21 protein-coding genes are annotated in these 13,622 nt (G+C 67.0%); all 21 read right to left on the bottom strand.

Translation table 11 applies throughout. The annotated features are described in order from the left end of the window. Positions 1-26: 26 nt before the first annotated feature. Complete coding sequence (locus BLT25_RS26595) at positions 27-617, bottom strand: GTP-binding protein (RefSeq protein ID WP_091052413.1); 591 nt, start codon at positions 615-617, stop codon at positions 27-29. Then, positions 595-939, bottom strand: a complete 345-nt coding sequence (locus BLT25_RS26590; protein WP_091052411.1) for a DUF742 domain-containing protein — start codon at positions 937-939, stop codon at positions 595-597. The genes BLT25_RS26595 and BLT25_RS26590 overlap by 23 nt, the downstream gene beginning before the upstream one ends. Continuing rightward, positions 936-1,385 (bottom strand): roadblock/LC7 domain-containing protein, encoded by a 450-nt coding sequence (locus BLT25_RS26585; protein WP_091052410.1) that lies wholly within the window; start codon positions 1,383-1,385, stop codon positions 936-938. Before BLT25_RS26585 ends, BLT25_RS26590 begins: the two co-directional genes overlap by 4 nt. A gap of 29 nt (positions 1,386-1,414) precedes the next feature. Beyond that, positions 1,415-2,689, bottom strand: a complete 1,275-nt coding sequence (locus BLT25_RS26580; protein WP_176884304.1) for an ATP-binding protein — start codon at positions 2,687-2,689, stop codon at positions 1,415-1,417. Between the two features lie 326 nt (positions 2,690-3,015). Then, on the bottom strand, positions 3,016-4,053 hold the full coding sequence (locus tag BLT25_RS26575; RefSeq protein WP_091052407.1) for an LLM class flavin-dependent oxidoreductase: 1,038 nt from the start codon (positions 4,051-4,053) through the stop codon (positions 3,016-3,018). Positions 4,054-4,083: 30 nt separating this feature from the next. Continuing rightward, the gene (locus BLT25_RS26570; protein ID WP_176884302.1) at positions 4,084-5,169 is read right to left on the bottom strand and encodes an enterochelin esterase domain-containing protein; all 1,086 of its coding nucleotides are present in this window, start codon (positions 5,167-5,169) and stop codon (positions 4,084-4,086) included. Positions 5,170-5,447: 278 nt separating this feature from the next. Beyond that, the gene (locus BLT25_RS26565) at positions 5,448-6,062 is read right to left on the bottom strand and encodes a 4'-phosphopantetheinyl transferase family protein (RefSeq protein WP_091052404.1); all 615 of its coding nucleotides are present in this window, start codon (positions 6,060-6,062) and stop codon (positions 5,448-5,450) included. Positions 6,063-6,070: 8 nt separating this feature from the next. Further along, positions 6,071-6,886, bottom strand: coding sequence for a type I methionyl aminopeptidase (gene map / locus BLT25_RS26560; protein ID WP_091052402.1), 816 nt, complete (start codon positions 6,884-6,886; stop codon positions 6,071-6,073). 30 nt (positions 6,887-6,916) lie between these two features. Next, positions 6,917-7,492 carry an adenylate kinase gene (locus tag BLT25_RS26555; RefSeq protein ID WP_091052400.1) on the bottom strand — a complete coding sequence of 192 codons (576 nt, stop codon included), beginning with the start codon at positions 7,490-7,492 and terminating at the stop codon, positions 6,917-6,919. Beyond that, complete coding sequence (secY, locus tag BLT25_RS26550; protein ID WP_091052399.1) at positions 7,489-8,799, bottom strand: preprotein translocase subunit SecY; 1,311 nt, start codon at positions 8,797-8,799, stop codon at positions 7,489-7,491. The genes BLT25_RS26555 and secY overlap by 4 nt, the downstream gene beginning before the upstream one ends. A gap of 183 nt (positions 8,800-8,982) precedes the next feature. Next, positions 8,983-9,423 carry a 50S ribosomal protein L15 gene (rplO, locus tag BLT25_RS26545; protein ID WP_091052397.1) on the bottom strand — a complete coding sequence of 147 codons (441 nt, stop codon included), beginning with the start codon at positions 9,421-9,423 and terminating at the stop codon, positions 8,983-8,985. A gap of 1 nt (position 9,424) precedes the next feature. Then, a complete protein-coding gene (gene rpmD, locus BLT25_RS26540) occupies positions 9,425-9,607 on the bottom strand; it encodes a 50S ribosomal protein L30 (RefSeq protein ID WP_008361029.1) in 183 nt (60 codons plus the stop codon). Next, positions 9,607-10,218, bottom strand: coding sequence for a 30S ribosomal protein S5 (gene rpsE / locus BLT25_RS26535; RefSeq protein ID WP_091052395.1), 612 nt, complete (start codon positions 10,216-10,218; stop codon positions 9,607-9,609). Before rpsE ends, rpmD begins: the two co-directional genes overlap by 1 nt. A gap of 34 nt (positions 10,219-10,252) precedes the next feature. Further along, positions 10,253-10,636 (bottom strand): 50S ribosomal protein L18, encoded by a 384-nt coding sequence (rplR, locus tag BLT25_RS26530; RefSeq protein WP_008361025.1) that lies wholly within the window; start codon positions 10,634-10,636, stop codon positions 10,253-10,255. Continuing rightward, complete coding sequence (gene rplF / locus BLT25_RS26525; protein WP_091052393.1) at positions 10,636-11,175, bottom strand: 50S ribosomal protein L6; 540 nt, start codon at positions 11,173-11,175, stop codon at positions 10,636-10,638. The genes rplR and rplF overlap by 1 nt, the downstream gene beginning before the upstream one ends. Before the next feature lie 22 nt (positions 11,176-11,197). Continuing rightward, positions 11,198-11,605 (bottom strand): 30S ribosomal protein S8, encoded by a 408-nt coding sequence (gene rpsH / locus BLT25_RS26520; RefSeq protein ID WP_040755997.1) that lies wholly within the window; start codon positions 11,603-11,605, stop codon positions 11,198-11,200. A gap of 86 nt (positions 11,606-11,691) precedes the next feature. Continuing rightward, positions 11,692-11,877 carry a type Z 30S ribosomal protein S14 gene (locus tag BLT25_RS26515; RefSeq protein WP_017932844.1) on the bottom strand — a complete coding sequence of 62 codons (186 nt, stop codon included), beginning with the start codon at positions 11,875-11,877 and terminating at the stop codon, positions 11,692-11,694. A gap of 1 nt (position 11,878) precedes the next feature. Continuing rightward, entirely contained in the window at positions 11,879-12,439 is a 561-nt protein-coding gene (gene rplE, locus BLT25_RS26510; RefSeq protein ID WP_091052391.1) for a 50S ribosomal protein L5, read from the bottom strand. A gap of 2 nt (positions 12,440-12,441) precedes the next feature. After that, positions 12,442-12,801: a 50S ribosomal protein L24 gene (gene rplX / locus BLT25_RS26505; protein ID WP_091052390.1), complete on the bottom strand. Its 360-nt coding sequence runs from the start codon at positions 12,799-12,801 to the stop codon at positions 12,442-12,444. Continuing rightward, positions 12,801-13,169, bottom strand: coding sequence for a 50S ribosomal protein L14 (gene rplN, locus BLT25_RS26500; RefSeq protein ID WP_008361015.1), 369 nt, complete (start codon positions 13,167-13,169; stop codon positions 12,801-12,803). The genes rplX and rplN overlap by 1 nt, the downstream gene beginning before the upstream one ends. Before the next feature lie 172 nt (positions 13,170-13,341). Further along, the gene (gene rpsQ / locus BLT25_RS26495; RefSeq protein ID WP_091052388.1) at positions 13,342-13,620 is read right to left on the bottom strand and encodes a 30S ribosomal protein S17; all 279 of its coding nucleotides are present in this window, start codon (positions 13,618-13,620) and stop codon (positions 13,342-13,344) included. Between the last annotated feature and the right edge of the window lie 2 nt (positions 13,621-13,622).

Here is a 13,622-nt window from a genome sequence, read left to right as displayed (position 1 = left end):
CCTTCGGAGTGGGGACGCCTCCGGGCTCAGGCGCGTGTGGGGGTGTTCTTCATCGTGTGCGACAGGCAGGCGACCAACGTCTTGGCCGTCGACCTGCGGTCGCGGGCGTCCACGGTCACCAGTGGCGTCCGCTCGTCGAGGCAGAGCGCGTCGCGCACCTTCTCCAGGGAGTGGGTCAGCTTCCCGTCGAACAGGTTGACCGCCACGATGAACGGGACGTCGGTGTCGTTCTCGAAGTAGTTGACCGCCGGGAAGGACCCGTCGAGCTGGCGGGTGTCGACGAGGACGACGGCGCCGCTGGCACCACGGCACAGGTCGTCCCACATCGGCCAGAACCGGGGCTGGCCCGGGGTGCCGAACAGGTAGAGCAGCAGATCGGGAGCGAGGGTGACCCGCCCGAAGTCCATCGCGACCGTGGTGGTCGTCTTGGCGCTCGAGTCCGAGAGCGGGTCCACCGACTCACCGGCCTGCGTCATCCACGCCTCGGTGTTGACCGGCGGGATCTCCGAGACCGAGGCGACCAGGGTCGACTTCCCGACGCCGAAACCTCCTGCGACCACGATCTTGGCCGAGGTGACGGTCAGTGCCGGGCGGTCAGCCGAGCTCGGAAAGGCCATCGATAACTCTCTTCAACAGGCGGTGGTCGAACGGGGAGTCGTAAGCCCCCTCATTGATCTGCAGGTGCTCGGTCGAGGCCAGGTCCTCGAGCAGCACGCGCGTCACCCCGAGCGAGATCCCGCAATGCGCGGACAGCTCCGCGACCGACTGTGGCCCGAGCCGTACGCGGTCGTAGAGGCGGCGCGACTCGGGCGTCAGCTTGGCGGCCGCGCGCGCGTCGAAGTGTGCCGCGGAGACCAGCGTGTGCACGTACAGCTGGTGGTTGGTCCTGGTGCGGCCTCCCGTCAGTACGTAAGGACGCACCCACGGATTGGAACTCACGCGCGCTCTCCTGCCATCGAGCTGACCGTCATCTGGCGCAGCTCGTCGCGCATCTGGGGAGTGAGTACGTGGCCCACGGCGTCGACCATCTGGGCCATCTTGTGGGCGACGACGCCCAGGTTGGCTCCGGCGCCGACGAGGACGGCGAAGCCCGCGAGGTCACCGATGCCCATGAAGAGGAAGTGTCCGGTGTGGAACTTCAGCATCACCTGGTCACAGCCGGGTTCACCGACCTCGCGCGCGATGTTGTTGCCGAGACTGATCACTCCCGCCGTCATCGCGGCGAGCGGGTCGGCGACGTTGGCCGACATGCCGCCGGCACCGATCAGCGGGAGCCCGTCGGAGGAGACGATGAGCGCATGGGTCACACCGGGGGTGGAGCTGGCGAAGTTGTCGATCAACCAGCTGAATTCCTTGGGGTCGCGGGGGACGACCGGGCTTTCCATTACGAAAGGGTTCCTTTCACTGCTGGGGCTTAGCTACCAAGGGAGAACGCGTCGAGATCGTCGGCGAAGGAGTGCCGGGCCGCCGACTGGTCCTCGGGCGAGGACTCATCCGGCTGCGGTCCAGCGGCTGCTTCGGGCACGGTCTGCTTGCTGCGCAGGCTGACCGGCTCCCGGCGCGGGAGCGCGCCTGACTCTACTGGGCTGCTCTGTTCAGCGGGCACGGAGGCCTCATTCGTCTCATCCGTCCCATCCGTCTCGCCAGGGAGCGGGATCGACGTCTTCATGGTGTCGGTGGCGAGATCCGGCGACGGCTGCTCGCTGGGCGCCGGCGCGAACTGGGCCGCCGGCCGCTGCACAGGCTCTCGCAGCGCGGGCTGTTGCCCGGTCTGCGGCGCGACCTGCTCGGTCGGCAGCATCGGCCGGCGCACCGGCTCGAGCGAGGACGGTCGCATCTCTCGCCGCACGGGCTGGGTGGCCGGCTGCGGCCTCGACTCGGGTCCACGGCGCCGCCGCGGGGCGGGAGGCAGGACCGCGACGCTGCTCGCGCTCGAGGTCCGCGGCAGCTCGGCCGGTTCGAGCGGGGTGACCGGCACCTCGCACAGGAGCTGGGCCGGCACCGTCACCATCGCGATCATCCCGTTGCCGGGGGCAGGGCGGGTGGCGAGGCGTACGTCGATGTCGTACCTGCGGGCGATCCGGTGCACCACCGGGAAGCCGGTGTGGCTCCCGGACTTGCTGACCAGCTCCACGATCGGGCCCGCGAGCAGCGCGTTGAGGCGTCCCACCGACCGCTCCGGGATGCCGATGCCGGTGTCCTCGATGCGGAACAGCACATCCCCGGCGTCGGCCAGGTGGACGTTGACCGTCACCGCACCCGGCGAGTACTTGGTCGCGTTGTCCAGCAGCGCGGCGATCAGGCAGGAGACGTCGTCGGCGGCGTAGCCGATGACGGCCAGCTCGCTCACCCGGCCGATCGTGACCTGGTTGTAGCGCTCGATGCCCGACAGCGCCATCCGGATGATGTCCAGCAGCGAGGTGTCGATGCCGCCCATCTCGTCCTCGGCACGGCCGGCGAGCGTCCTCAGGTCGCGGCTCGCGCGCCGCATACGGGTGACCGCGTGGTCGACCTCATAGAGCTTCTTCAACCGATCGGGGTCGTCCTCGTCTGCCTCGAGCCCGTCGAGGGAGATCCGCATCTGCTCGGCCAGGCTGATCAGGTGGAGCCCGAACTGCTCCATGATCTCGGGCCAGGCCTCGTCCTCGTCCTCCTGGAGGGGAGGTGGTGTGGACGAGATCGGTGGCATGGCGGGGTTCGATGGCACCGGAGGGAAAGGCACGGCCAGACCCCCGGTCGGAGGGAACGAGCGAGCAAGACCCGGATCTGACTGCTCAGCGAGCGTCGCAGTCTGGGGCCCCCGGCGCTTCAACCAGCGCAGGCTCCAGCGTGTCATGAGGCGGCACTTTCAAATGTGGAGAAGGAAACAGAGCGTTGATCAGACTGGCACAACCGGCGCGCGAGCGCAGAGTTACGCGCCCAGAAGCAGACAGTGTCCTAGGTCCCTCGTCCCAAGTGGCTCAGGCGCGCCGTCGCCTCGCGACGAGATGGCCCGATCCTACGCGGCCGCCCAACTCACCTGGCCAGCAGGCGCAGGGTCTCCTCGCGGGCCGGCGCGGTGCGCGGGTCCGTCCCCTCGTACGCCGATCCGACCGGGTTCACCATGACCTCGTCCACGCCGTACTCCTCGGCCATCTCGGCCAGGCGATCCTTCGCGTACGCGGCGGAGCCGATGATCCAACGGCCGCGCATCGTCTCGACCAGCCCCTGGTGGGCTTCGGGGATCTCGGTCTTCTCGGCCTCGTCGATGCTGGGCTGCGCGGTCAGCGGCTGGCCGGTGCGCAGCTTCAGCATGGTCAACAGCTGGGGCAGCGCCCGGCGATCGGCCTCCTCGGAGGTCTCGGCGACGCTCGCGTTCACGGTCAGGAACGTCTTCGGCTCGCTGAGGAGCTCGGAGGGCTGGAAGGTCGAGCGGTAGAGCTCGATCATCGCCTTGGTGTCGGTGCCGTTGCCCGCGAAGTGGTGGGCGAAGACATAGGGCAGGCCCTTCTCGGCAGCCAGGCGGGCGGAGTAGTCGGAGGAGCCGAGCAGCCAGAGCTCGGCGACGGACGCTGCCGACGGGGTCGCGTGCAGGACGTGCTGGCGGCCGCCGGCCATCAGCCCGACGCCTTCCGGGGCCATCATCGCGACGATGTTGTCGAGGTACTCCGGGAAGCGGTTGACCGCGTCGTCGCTCACCCCACCGGCGCCGTGACGCAGCGCCCAGGAGGTCACCGGGTCGGTCCCCGGCGCACGGCCGATGCCGAGGTCGATTCGTCCCGGGAAGGCCGCCTCGAGCAGCGAGAACTGCTCAGCCACCACCAGCGGTGCGTGGTTGGGCAGCATCACTCCCCCGGACCCGACCCGGATCCGCTCGGTCGCACCGGCCACCAGTGAGATCAGCACCGGCGGGTTGGTCGACCCGACCGCCGGCATGTTGTGGTGCTCGGCGAGCCAGTAGCGCTCGAACCCGAGCTCGTCGGCCACCTTCGCCAACGACAGCGTCGCGGCCAGGGCATCTGCGGAGGACTGGTCCTTGCGGACCGGGACGAGGTCGAGAACGCTCAGCTTCACGTGAGGTCTCAACCCCGTCCGGGGCGTCGCTTATTCCGGTGGCAGCAGCGCGCGCAGGCCGTCGGCGACGGCCGAGCGCCACCAGGCGTAGTCGTGGCCACCGTTGTGCTCGGCGGAGGTGACGTCGATCCCGGCGGCACGGAGACGGTCGACGAGGTCGTGGTGGAGCTCGTCGAGGACCCACTCCTGGGTGCCGTGTGCCAGGTGCACACGGGTCTTCGCCTCCGCCGTGACCGCGTCCGCGAGGTCGTCGAGCCACAGCGAGGCGGACTGGCTGGCGACACCGTGGATGTGCTCGGGATAGGTCAGTCCGGCACGCAGCGCAGTGACGCCGCCGAGGCTCTGGCCCACGACGTACGTCTCCTCGGAGACCGCGCGACGCTCCCGCACCCACGGCAGCAGCTGGTTGACGATGTAGTCGGCGCCCTCGCCTCCGGCCAGCTCCTCCCACCGCTTGTCGCGGCCGCCGGAGGCGGGCAGGACGCAGCGTACGTGGCGGAGGTGGCCGTCGGCGATCAGGTTGTCGAGCGTGGTCGGCAGCGAGTGGTGGTCGGTCCAGATCTCACCGTCGAGGGCGACCACGAGCGGCAGGTCGACGTTGAGACCGGCGCCGGCGGGGTCGTAGAGCCAGACGTCGCGACCGTCGGGACCGACTTCCAGCGTCACCGTGCCGGCGACGACGTCGTCGCGCCGGAACAGCCACGGCTGCAGCGGAGCATCCGGCAGCGAGACCACGGACTGCTTGGTGCCCTGCCGGTTGTGGCACCAGTCGGGGTTGAGCGGGTCGAGGTAGCCGCGGTGCAGCACGGCACGCAGCTCGACCTGGCCCTCGCTCTCCCACGGGGCCGGCTCGCCGGAGTGCTTGCACAGGAAGGAGTACGACGCCCGCCAGTCGCCCTTCATCAGGAACGAGGCGTGCCACAGGTCGGTTCCTGCCTTCCGCTCGAGCATCGTCTCGGCGAGATGACGCTCGTCGGTCAGCCGGTTGGCGAAGAGGAGCACCTCTTCGGCTTCGTCATCGCGCCAGCAGAAGGTGACGATCACCTCGTCGTCCGCAGCGCCGGCGCCTGTCTCCTCGACAAGCGGGAGCGAGGTGGCGATCTGGTCCCAGAACATGTCGATGTCCTCAGGACTGAGGCGGTCGATGATCGCGCTTCGCGTCCGTGCTGATGGATTGGGTCGCACGGCCGTTGGTGGTCGCAACTGCGTACTCATCCGGTTCTTCCTCCCGAGCACGGGGCTCTCTCTGTCCCCGCGGGCTGACCAAGTTACTCACAGTCGGGGCCGCACGCGAGATGCCGAGGTCCCTTTCTCTGTCAACTGACAGGTGATGTCGCATATCCGCTAGTCAAAGCCTCGGATAAGCGTGGATCGTTCAGTTTCCTATCAGGTTCCTAGCATTTCCCGGTCCACATGTCGGCACAGATCGCGACCGCGCCGAGGAGTCCGGAGCCCTCCCACTGGGTGAGCCGGATCTCCCCGACCTGGTCCGCCGGGACGTCGCCGCCGAGGACGTCGAGGCGCTGCGCAGCCGCCATGCTCCCGTGGCCGGCCTTGACCAACGCCTCCTTGCGCACCCACAACCGCGTGAACGCGTACGCAGCGTCCTCCTGCCCCTCGACCCAGGCCACCTCGCGCGGCGAGAGTGCCCGGTCGGGTCCGCGCGAAACCTTCTCCACGTCGATGCCGCAGCGTCGGCCGGCTGCGACCGCGGCGACCTGGCCGCGGGTGTGGCTGAGGCTCACTCGGATCGCTGGCGCACCGGCCACCGACGGTGCGCCGTGCTCCGCACTGCCGCAACGAGCGCAGCGCTGATCGATCACGATCTCCTCGCGCGCGGTGACCAGCAGCTCCGCGGCGCACTCACGGACGAGGACGTGCGCGGCGGCGTACGCCTGCTTGTCGACATCAGCGACCAGCCGCTCGTGACGCGCCAGTTCCGCGGCGGTGAGCAGCCCGAGATCGGCGTCGACCTCGGCCACTGCCGCGAAGCGCACGATCTCGGTCATGCCGTGGCTCAGTGACCGCCCCAGGGCACCCCGAGCTTGCCGAGCATCTCCTCGCCACCGTCGAGCGCGGTGAGCACCCAGGCGCCGTCGGAGGTGAGCGCGAAGGTGTGCTCGAAGTGGGCCGCCCAGGAGCCGTCGTCGGTCACGACGGTCCAGTCGTCGTCCAGGGTGGTGACCTCGGGGCCACCGAGGGTGAGCATCGGCTCGACGGCGAGCGCGATGCCGCGCTGCAGCTTGGGGCCCTTGCCGGGCTTGCCGTAGTTGAACACCGACGGCTCCATGTGCATCTCGGTGCCGATGCCGTGGCCGCTGAAGTCCTCGAGGATGCCGTAGTCACCCTGGGAGTCGACGTAGGTCTCGATGGCGTGCGAGATGTCGGTGACCCGTCCACCCAGGCGGGCAGCGGCGATGCCGTGCCACATGGACGCCTCGGTGACGCGCATCAGCTCGGAGACCTCCTCGGACACCGAGCCCATGGCCACCGTGATCGCGGCATCGCCGTGCCAGCCCTCGACGATGGCACCGCAGTCGATGGAGATGATGTCGCCGTCCTGGAGCACCCGGGAACCCGGGATGCCGTGGACCACGACCTCGTCGACCGAGGCGCAGATCGAGCCCGGGAAGCCGTGGTAGCCCTTGAACGACGGGACGCCACCCCGGGACCGGATCGAGTCCTCGGCGATGGCGTCGAGCTCGAGAAGGGTGACTCCGGGCCGCGCGGCGGCCCGGAGCACCTCGAGCGTCTCGCCGACCACGAGGCCGGCCCTTCGCATCTTCTCGATCTGCTCAGGGGTCTTGATCTGGACCTTGTTCAAGAAGCCCACTGCTCCCCCGTTGCGTACAAGATGGTCGTCTCAGGACTCAGGGACGATGTCGAGCTCGTCGAAGATCCGCTTGGTGACGTCGTCGACGTCACCCATGCCGTCGATCTCGTGGACCAGGCCGCGGCCCTTGTAGACCTCGATCAGCGGCGCGGTCTCCTCGAGGTAGACCTCCTGGCGGCGACGGATGACGTCCTCGGTGTCGTCGGCGCGACCCTCGAGCTCGGCGCGCTGCAGCAGCCGCTGCACGATCTCGTCCTTGTCGACCGTCAGCACGACCACCGCGTCCAGCGCGTGGCCGGTGAACTTGATCATCCCGTCGAGCTCCTCGACCTGCGCGAGCGTGCGCGGGTAGCCGTCGAGCAGGAATCCCTGGGATGCGTCGGGCTCATCGATGCGGTTGCGGACCATCAGGTTCGTGACCGAGTCCGGGACGTACTCTCCCTTGTCCATGTAGGACGCTGCCTCGACACCCAGGGGCGTGCCCTGGGAGACGTTGGCGCGGAAGATGTCACCGGTCGAGATCGCCGGGATCTCGAAGTGCTCGGCGATGAACTTCGCCTGGGTGCCCTTACCGGCCCCCGGCGGGCCCATGATGATCAGTCTCATCGGAGGAACCCTTCATAGTTGCGCTGCTGGAGCTGGCTCTCGATCTGCTTCACCGTGTCGAGGGCGACGCCGACCATGATGAGGATCGAGGTGCCGCCGAACGGGAAGTTCTGGTTGGCGCCGATGAGGGCCAGCGCGATCAGCGGGATGAGCGCAACCAGACCGAGGTAGAGCGAGCCCGGCAGTGTGATACGGGACAGAACGTAGGACAGGTAGTCCTCGGTCGGCTTCCCGGCCCGGATTCCCGGGATGAAGCCGCCGTACTTCTTCATGTTGTCGGCGACCTCCGGGGGGTTGAAGGTGATCGACACGTAGAAGTAGGTGAAGAAGATGATCAACGCGAAGTACGTCGCCATGTAGACCGGGTGGTCACCACGGACGAAGTAGTTGTTGATCCAGTCGACCCACGCCGGCGGGTTCTGCGCGTTCTGGTTGAACTGAGCCGCCATCGCCGGCAGGTAGAGCAGCGACGAGGCGAAGATGACCGGGATGACGCCGGCCTGGTTCACCTTGAGCGGGATGTAGGTCGAGGATCCGCCGAACATCTTGCGACCGACCATGCGGCGCGCGTACTGGACCGGGATCCGGCGCTGGGCCTGCTCGATGAAGATGACCGCCGCCATGATCGCCAGACCGATGACGATCACGATCGCGAAGGTCCACCAGCCCTTGTCGTTCTTGACCGCCCACATGGTGGCCGGGAACGTGGCGACGACCTGGGTGAAGATGAGGATCGACATACCGTTGCCGATGCCGCGCTCGGTGATGAGCTCACCGAGCCACATGATGACCGCGGTGCCGGCGGTCATGGTGATGACCATGACCAGGAAGGTGGCGGTGCCGTCGTCGTGCAGCAGCGGCTGGGTGCAGCCCTGGAGCAGATCGCCGGAGCGGGCCAGCGCGACGATGCCGGTGGCCTGCAGGACCGCGAGGCCGAGGGTCAGGTAGCGGGTGTACTGGGTGATCTTCGTCTGCCCGGCCTGGCCCTCCTTCTTGAGGGCCTCGAGGCGAGGGATCACCACGACGAGAAGCTGCAGGATGATGCTCGCGGTGATGTACGGCATGATGCCGAGCGCGAAGATCGTCAGCTGCAGCAGCGCGCCACCGGAGAAGAGATTGACCAGGTTGTAGAGGCCGGCGCTGTCACCGGTCTGAGCCGCGTCAAGACACTGCTGGACGTTCGCGACATGAACGCCAGGAGCCGGGATCTGGGACCCAGCCCTGAAGATCACGACGATGAAGAGAACGAAGAGCAGCTTCTTGCGCAGGTCCGGGGTACGGAACGCTGATGCGAACGCGCCAAGCACGAATGGTTCCTCTTTCGACAATCAGGGGTCGCAGGGCCTGCGCCGATGCGAAAACCCGTGGCAGCCTAACAGCCCCCACGGCAGTTCTTGCACGTAGGGCTGAAACAGCGGGAGCGCGGGCGGGACCCCGAAGGGGCGACCCGGCCGCGCTCCCACGTGACAGGCTCTACGTTAGTAGAACTGTCAGAGAACCGTGACAGTTCCGCCAGCGGCCTCGATCTTCTCCTTGGCAGTGCCGGAGAAGGCGTTGGCGCTGATCTCGACCTTGACGGTCAGGTCACCCTGGCCCAGGACCTTGACCGGGTGGCCCTTGCGGACGGCACCCTTCTCGATCAGGGTCTCGGGGGTGACGACGCCACCCTCGGGGAAAAGCTCGTTGAGCTTGTCGAGGTTGACGACCTGGAACTCCACCTTGAAGGGGTTCTTGAAACCCTTCAGCTTGGGGAGTCGCATGTGCATCGGGGTCTGGCCACCCTCGAAGTAAGCGGGGACCTGGTAACGGGCCTTCGTGCCCTTGGTACCACGGCCGGCCGTCTTACCCTTGGACGCCTCACCACGACCCACACGGGTCTTGGCCTTCTTGGCACCGGGAGCCGGCGCCAGGTTGTGCACCTTGAGTGCCATATCAGTCGACCTCCTCGACCGTCACCAGGTGACGGACGGTCTGGACCATGCCGCGGATCTCCGGGCGGTCCTCCTTGACGACCACGTCGCCGATCCGCTTGAGACCGAGCGTACGCAGGGTGTCTCGCTGGTTCTGCTTCAGACCAACGAGGCCCTTCTTCTGCTGGACCTTCAGCTGCGCCATCAGGCCGACACCTCCGCGGCGGGAGCCGCAACCTCGGCCTGCGCCTTGAGCAGCGCGTCGGGGGCGACGTCCTCGACAGGGAGACCACGGCGGGCGGCAACAGCCTCAGGCGTCTCGAGCATCCGAAGCGCCTCCACCGTCGCGTGGACGATGTTGATCTGGTTGGACGAACCGAGCGACTTGCTCAGCACGTCGTGGATGCCGGCGCACTCCAGGACGGCGCGCACCGGACCACCGGCGATGACACCGGTACCAGGGGCGGCCGGACGAAGAAGGACCACACCAGCGGCCTTCTCACCCTGCACCGGGTGCGGGATCGTGCCCTGGATGCGGGGAACGCGGAAGAAGTGCTTCTTCGCTTCCTCGACACCCTTGGCGATCGCCGCGGGAACTTCCTTCGCCTTACCGTAGCCGACGCCGACCAGACCTTCACCGTCACCGACGATCACAAGGGCGGTGAAGCTGAAGCGACGACCACCCTTCACGACCTTGGCAACTCGGTTGATCGCGACGACCTTCTCGATGTAGGCGGTCTTGTCGGCGCTCTGGTTGCGACGGTCGTCGCGACCTCGGCGCTCGCCACCACGCTGTCCGCGCTGGGCTCCGCTCATCAGACTTTCCTCTTCTCTCGTTCGATCGTTGCGATCAGAAGGTCAGACCGGCCTCGCGCGCGCCATCGGCGAGCGCGGCGACACGGCCGTGGTACTTGTTGCCGGCACGGTCGAAGACGACGGTCTCCACCCCAGCGGCCTTGGCACGCGACGCAACCAGCTCGCCGACCTGCTTGGCCTTGGCGGTCTTGTCACCGGAGGCCGACCGCAGGTCGCCCTCGATGGTCGAAGCCGAGGCAAGCGTCTTGCCGGCCAGGTCGTCGACGACCTGGGCGGTGATGTGCTTGGCCGACCGGGTCACGACGAGGCGCGGGCGCTCCGGCGTACCCTCGATCTTCTTGCGACCGCGGGCCTGACGACGCAGGCGCGAGCGGACACGGGAAGCGGTGTGCTTGTTGTTCGACAGCGAGATGGCCATCACTTACCAGCCTTTCCGACCTTGCGGCGGATGTTCTCGCCGGCGTAACGAACGCCCTTGCCCTTGTAGGGCTCCGGCTTGCGCAGCTTGCGAATGTTGGCCGCAACCTCACCGACGAGCTGCTTGTCGATGCCGACGACACCGAGCTTGGTCGGACCGTCGGTGGTGAAGGTGATGCCCTCGGGCGCGTCGAAGACGATCGAGTGGGAGTAACCCAGCTGGAACTCCAGCTTGGTCGGGCCCTTCGACAGCACGCGGTAACCCACGCCGACGATCTCGAGCTTCTTCTCGTAGCCCTCGGTGACACCCAGGACCATGTTGTTGATCAGCGTGCGGGACAGGCCGTGGAGGGCCTTGTTGTCCCGGCTGTCGTCGGGGCGCTTGACGTCGAGGACGCCGTCACCCTTCTCGACGGTGATCGGGTCGACCACGGTGTGCGACAGGGTGCCCTTGGGGCCCTTGACGCTCACGACCTGGCCGTCGATGGTGACGTCCACGCCGGCCGGAACCGGGACGGGGAGCTTGCCAATACGCGACATTTCTTCTCTCTCCCTTCCCTGATTACCAGACGTAGGCGAGGACTTCCCCACCTACGCCCTTCTTGTTCGCCTGGCGGTCGGTCAGCAGACCCTGGCTCGTCGAGATGATCGCGACGCCGAGGCCGCCGAGCACCTTCGGGAGACCGGTGTGCTTCGCGTAGACACGCAGACCGGGCTTGCTGATGCGGCGTACGCCGGCGATCGAGCGCTCACGGTTGCGGCCGTACTTGAGGGTGATCGACAGGGTCTTGCCGACCTGGCCCTCGGTGGGCTCCAGCACCTCGTACTTGGTGATGTAGCCCTCCTGCTGGAGGATCTCAGCGACGCCCTGCTTCAGCTTGCTGTACGGCATCGAAACCGCATCGTGGTACGCCTGGTTGGCGTTACGCAGACGAGTGAGCATGTCTGCGATCGGGTCAGTCATCGTCATTGGCCGAACGGCCCTTTCTCGTAGTGGTTTCCTCACGACACACAGTCATGAGGACCTTCAACGTCAGTGGTTGGAACGGTGATCGCTCACCAGGAGGACTTGGTGACGCCGGGCAGCTCGCCGCGGTGGGCCATCTCGCGCAGGCAGATACGGCACAGGCCGAACTTGCGGAACACAGCCTTCGGGCGGCCGCAGCGCTGGCAGCGGGTGTAACCGCGAACCGCAAACTTCGGCTTGCGGGCGGCCTTCACCTTGAGAGCGGTCTTCGCCATCTCAGTTCTCCTTGAACGGGAAGCCGAGCGCCTTGAGCAGCGCGCGACCCTGGTCGTCGTTGGTGGCAGTCGTCACGAGGGTGATGTCCATGCCCCGCGAGCGGTCGATCTTGTCCTGGTTGATCTCGTGGAACATGACCTGCTCGGTGAGACCGAAGGTGTAGTTGCCGTTGCCGTCGAACTGCTTGCCGTTGAGACCACGGAAGTCCCTGATCCGGGGCAGAGCGAGCGAGAGCAGCCGGTCGAGGAACTCCCACATGCGGTCGCCGCGCAGCGTGACGTGCGCACCGATCGGCATGCCCTCACGCAGCTTGAACTGCGCGATGGACTTCTTCGCCTTGTTGATCAGCGGCTTCTGGCCGGTGATCGCGGTCAGGTCGTTGACAGCGCCCTCGATCAGCTTGGAGTCGCGAGCGGCCTCGCCCACACCCATGTTGACGACGATCTTGGTCAGACCGGGGATCTGCATGACATTCGGGATCTCGAACTCGGCCTGCAGGGCCGGGGCGATCTCCTCGCGGTACTTCGTCTTGAGGCGCGGGGCCACAGCGGTGTCGGTCATGATCAGATGTCCTTACCGGTCTTGCGCGAGATGCGAACGCTGCGCTCGGCGGCGTACGTCGACCCGTCGGGGCGACGCTTCTGGACCGTCTCACGGCGGTAGCCGACGCGAACCGGCTCGCCACCCTCGAGCAGCTGGACGTTGGAAACGTGGATCGGGGCCTCGGTGTTCACGATGCCGCCGGTGGTGCCGGCGCGACCGCCCTGGTCCTGGACCTTGGTGTGCTTCTTGACGAGGTTGATGCCCTCGACGATCACACGGTCCTCCTGGGTGAGGACAGCGATCACCTTGCCGGAGCCGCCCTTGTCCTTACCAGCGATCACCTTGACGGTGTCGCCCTTCTTGATGTGCGAGCGACCCATCACAGCACCTCCGGCGCGAGCGAGATGATCTTCATGAACTTCTTGTCGCGCAGCTCACGGCCGACCGGGCCGAAGATGCGGGTGCCTCGCGGCTCGCCGTCGTTCTTGAGAATGACGGCGGCGTTCTCGTCGAAGCGGATGTACGAGCCGTCAGCGCGGCGGCGCTCCTTGACGGTGCGCACGATGACGGCCTTGACGACGTCACCCTTCTTCACGTTGCCACCGGGGATAGCGTCCTTGACGGTGGCGACGATGGTGTCGCCGATGCCGGCGTAGCGACGACCGGAACCACCGAGCACACGAATGCAAAGGATTTCCTTCGCACCAGTGTTGTCGGCGACCTTGAGTCGCGACTCCTGCTGGATCATTACTTCTCCTTGTCGAGCTGGTTCTCTCCCCGCTCCAGGGCGGGTGAGCCTTGCCGAACGTAATGGGATTTGATGGGCACAGGCCCAGCGAACAATGGTCGCTGGACCTGCACCCTTTGGTCAATTTGGCGACGTTTGCCGCCAGCCGGATCCGTCGCTTATGCGACGAGGATCACTTGGCGCGCTCGACGACCTCGACGAGGCGCCACCGCTTGGTCGCGGACAGCGGCCGGGTCTCCATGACCAGGACGCGGTCGCCGATGCCGGCGGTGTTCTGCTCGTCGTGAGCCTTGAGCTTGCTGCTACGGCGCATGACCTTGCCGTAGAGCGGGTGCTTCACGCGGTCCTCGACCTCGACGACGATGGTCTTGTCCATCTTGTCGCTGACGACGAGGCCCTCGCGCACCTTGCGCGTGTTGCGCTCGGTGGTGTCCGTGGTGGACTCAGCCATGA

The sequence above is a fragment of the Nocardioides sp. YR527 genome, from assembly GCF_900101045.1.
Taxonomy (GTDB): domain Bacteria; phylum Actinomycetota; class Actinomycetes; order Propionibacteriales; family Nocardioidaceae; genus Nocardioides.
The sequence above is the reverse complement of the archived record's forward strand: the minus strand, read 5'-3'. Positions and strand labels throughout refer to the sequence as shown.

Excerpts from the sequence above, each read along its gene's own strand:
- BLT25_RS26595 (WP_091052413.1), bottom strand. The coding sequence starts at position 617 with ATGGCCTTTCCGAGCTCGGCTGACCGCCCGGCACTGACCGTCACCTCG.
- BLT25_RS26585 (WP_091052410.1), bottom strand. The coding sequence starts at position 1,385 with ATGGAAAGCCCGGTCGTCCCCCGCGACCCCAAGGAATTCAGCTGGTTG.
- BLT25_RS26580 (WP_176884304.1), bottom strand. The coding sequence starts at position 2,689 with ATGCCACCGATCTCGTCCACACCACCTCCCCTCCAGGAGGACGAGGAC.
- BLT25_RS26570 (WP_176884302.1), bottom strand. The coding sequence starts at position 5,169 with ATGTTCTGGGACCAGATCGCCACCTCGCTCCCGCTTGTCGAGGAGACA.
- BLT25_RS26565 (WP_091052404.1), bottom strand. The coding sequence starts at position 6,062 with ATGACCGAGATCGTGCGCTTCGCGGCAGTGGCCGAGGTCGACGCCGAT.
- BLT25_RS26555 (WP_091052400.1), bottom strand. The coding sequence starts at position 7,492 with ATGAGACTGATCATCATGGGCCCGCCGGGGGCCGGTAAGGGCACCCAG.
- rplO (WP_091052397.1), bottom strand. The coding sequence starts at position 9,423 with ATGGCACTCAAGGTGCACAACCTGGCGCCGGCTCCCGGTGCCAAGAAG.
- rpmD (WP_008361029.1), bottom strand. The coding sequence starts at position 9,607 with ATGGCGCAGCTGAAGGTCCAGCAGAAGAAGGGCCTCGTTGGTCTGAAG.
- rpsE (WP_091052395.1), bottom strand. The coding sequence starts at position 10,218 with ATGAGCGGAGCCCAGCGCGGACAGCGTGGTGGCGAGCGCCGAGGTCGC.
- rplR (WP_008361025.1), bottom strand. The coding sequence starts at position 10,636 with ATGGCCATCTCGCTGTCGAACAACAAGCACACCGCTTCCCGTGTCCGC.
- rplF (WP_091052393.1), bottom strand. The coding sequence starts at position 11,175 with ATGTCGCGTATTGGCAAGCTCCCCGTCCCGGTTCCGGCCGGCGTGGAC.
- rpsH (WP_040755997.1), bottom strand. The coding sequence starts at position 11,605 with ATGACGATGACTGACCCGATCGCAGACATGCTCACTCGTCTGCGTAAC.
- BLT25_RS26515 (WP_017932844.1), bottom strand. The coding sequence starts at position 11,877 with ATGGCGAAGACCGCTCTCAAGGTGAAGGCCGCCCGCAAGCCGAAGTTT.
- rplE (WP_091052391.1), bottom strand. The coding sequence starts at position 12,439 with ATGACCGACACCGCTGTGGCCCCGCGCCTCAAGACGAAGTACCGCGAG.
- rplX (WP_091052390.1), bottom strand. The coding sequence starts at position 12,801 with ATGGGTCGCTCGCACATCAAGAAGGGCGACACCGTCAAGGTGATCGCT.
- rplN (WP_008361015.1), bottom strand. The coding sequence starts at position 13,169 with ATGATCCAGCAGGAGTCGCGACTCAAGGTCGCCGACAACACTGGTGCG.
- rpsQ (WP_091052388.1), bottom strand. The coding sequence starts at position 13,620 with ATGGCTGAGTCCACCACGGACACCACCGAGCGCAACACGCGCAAGGTG.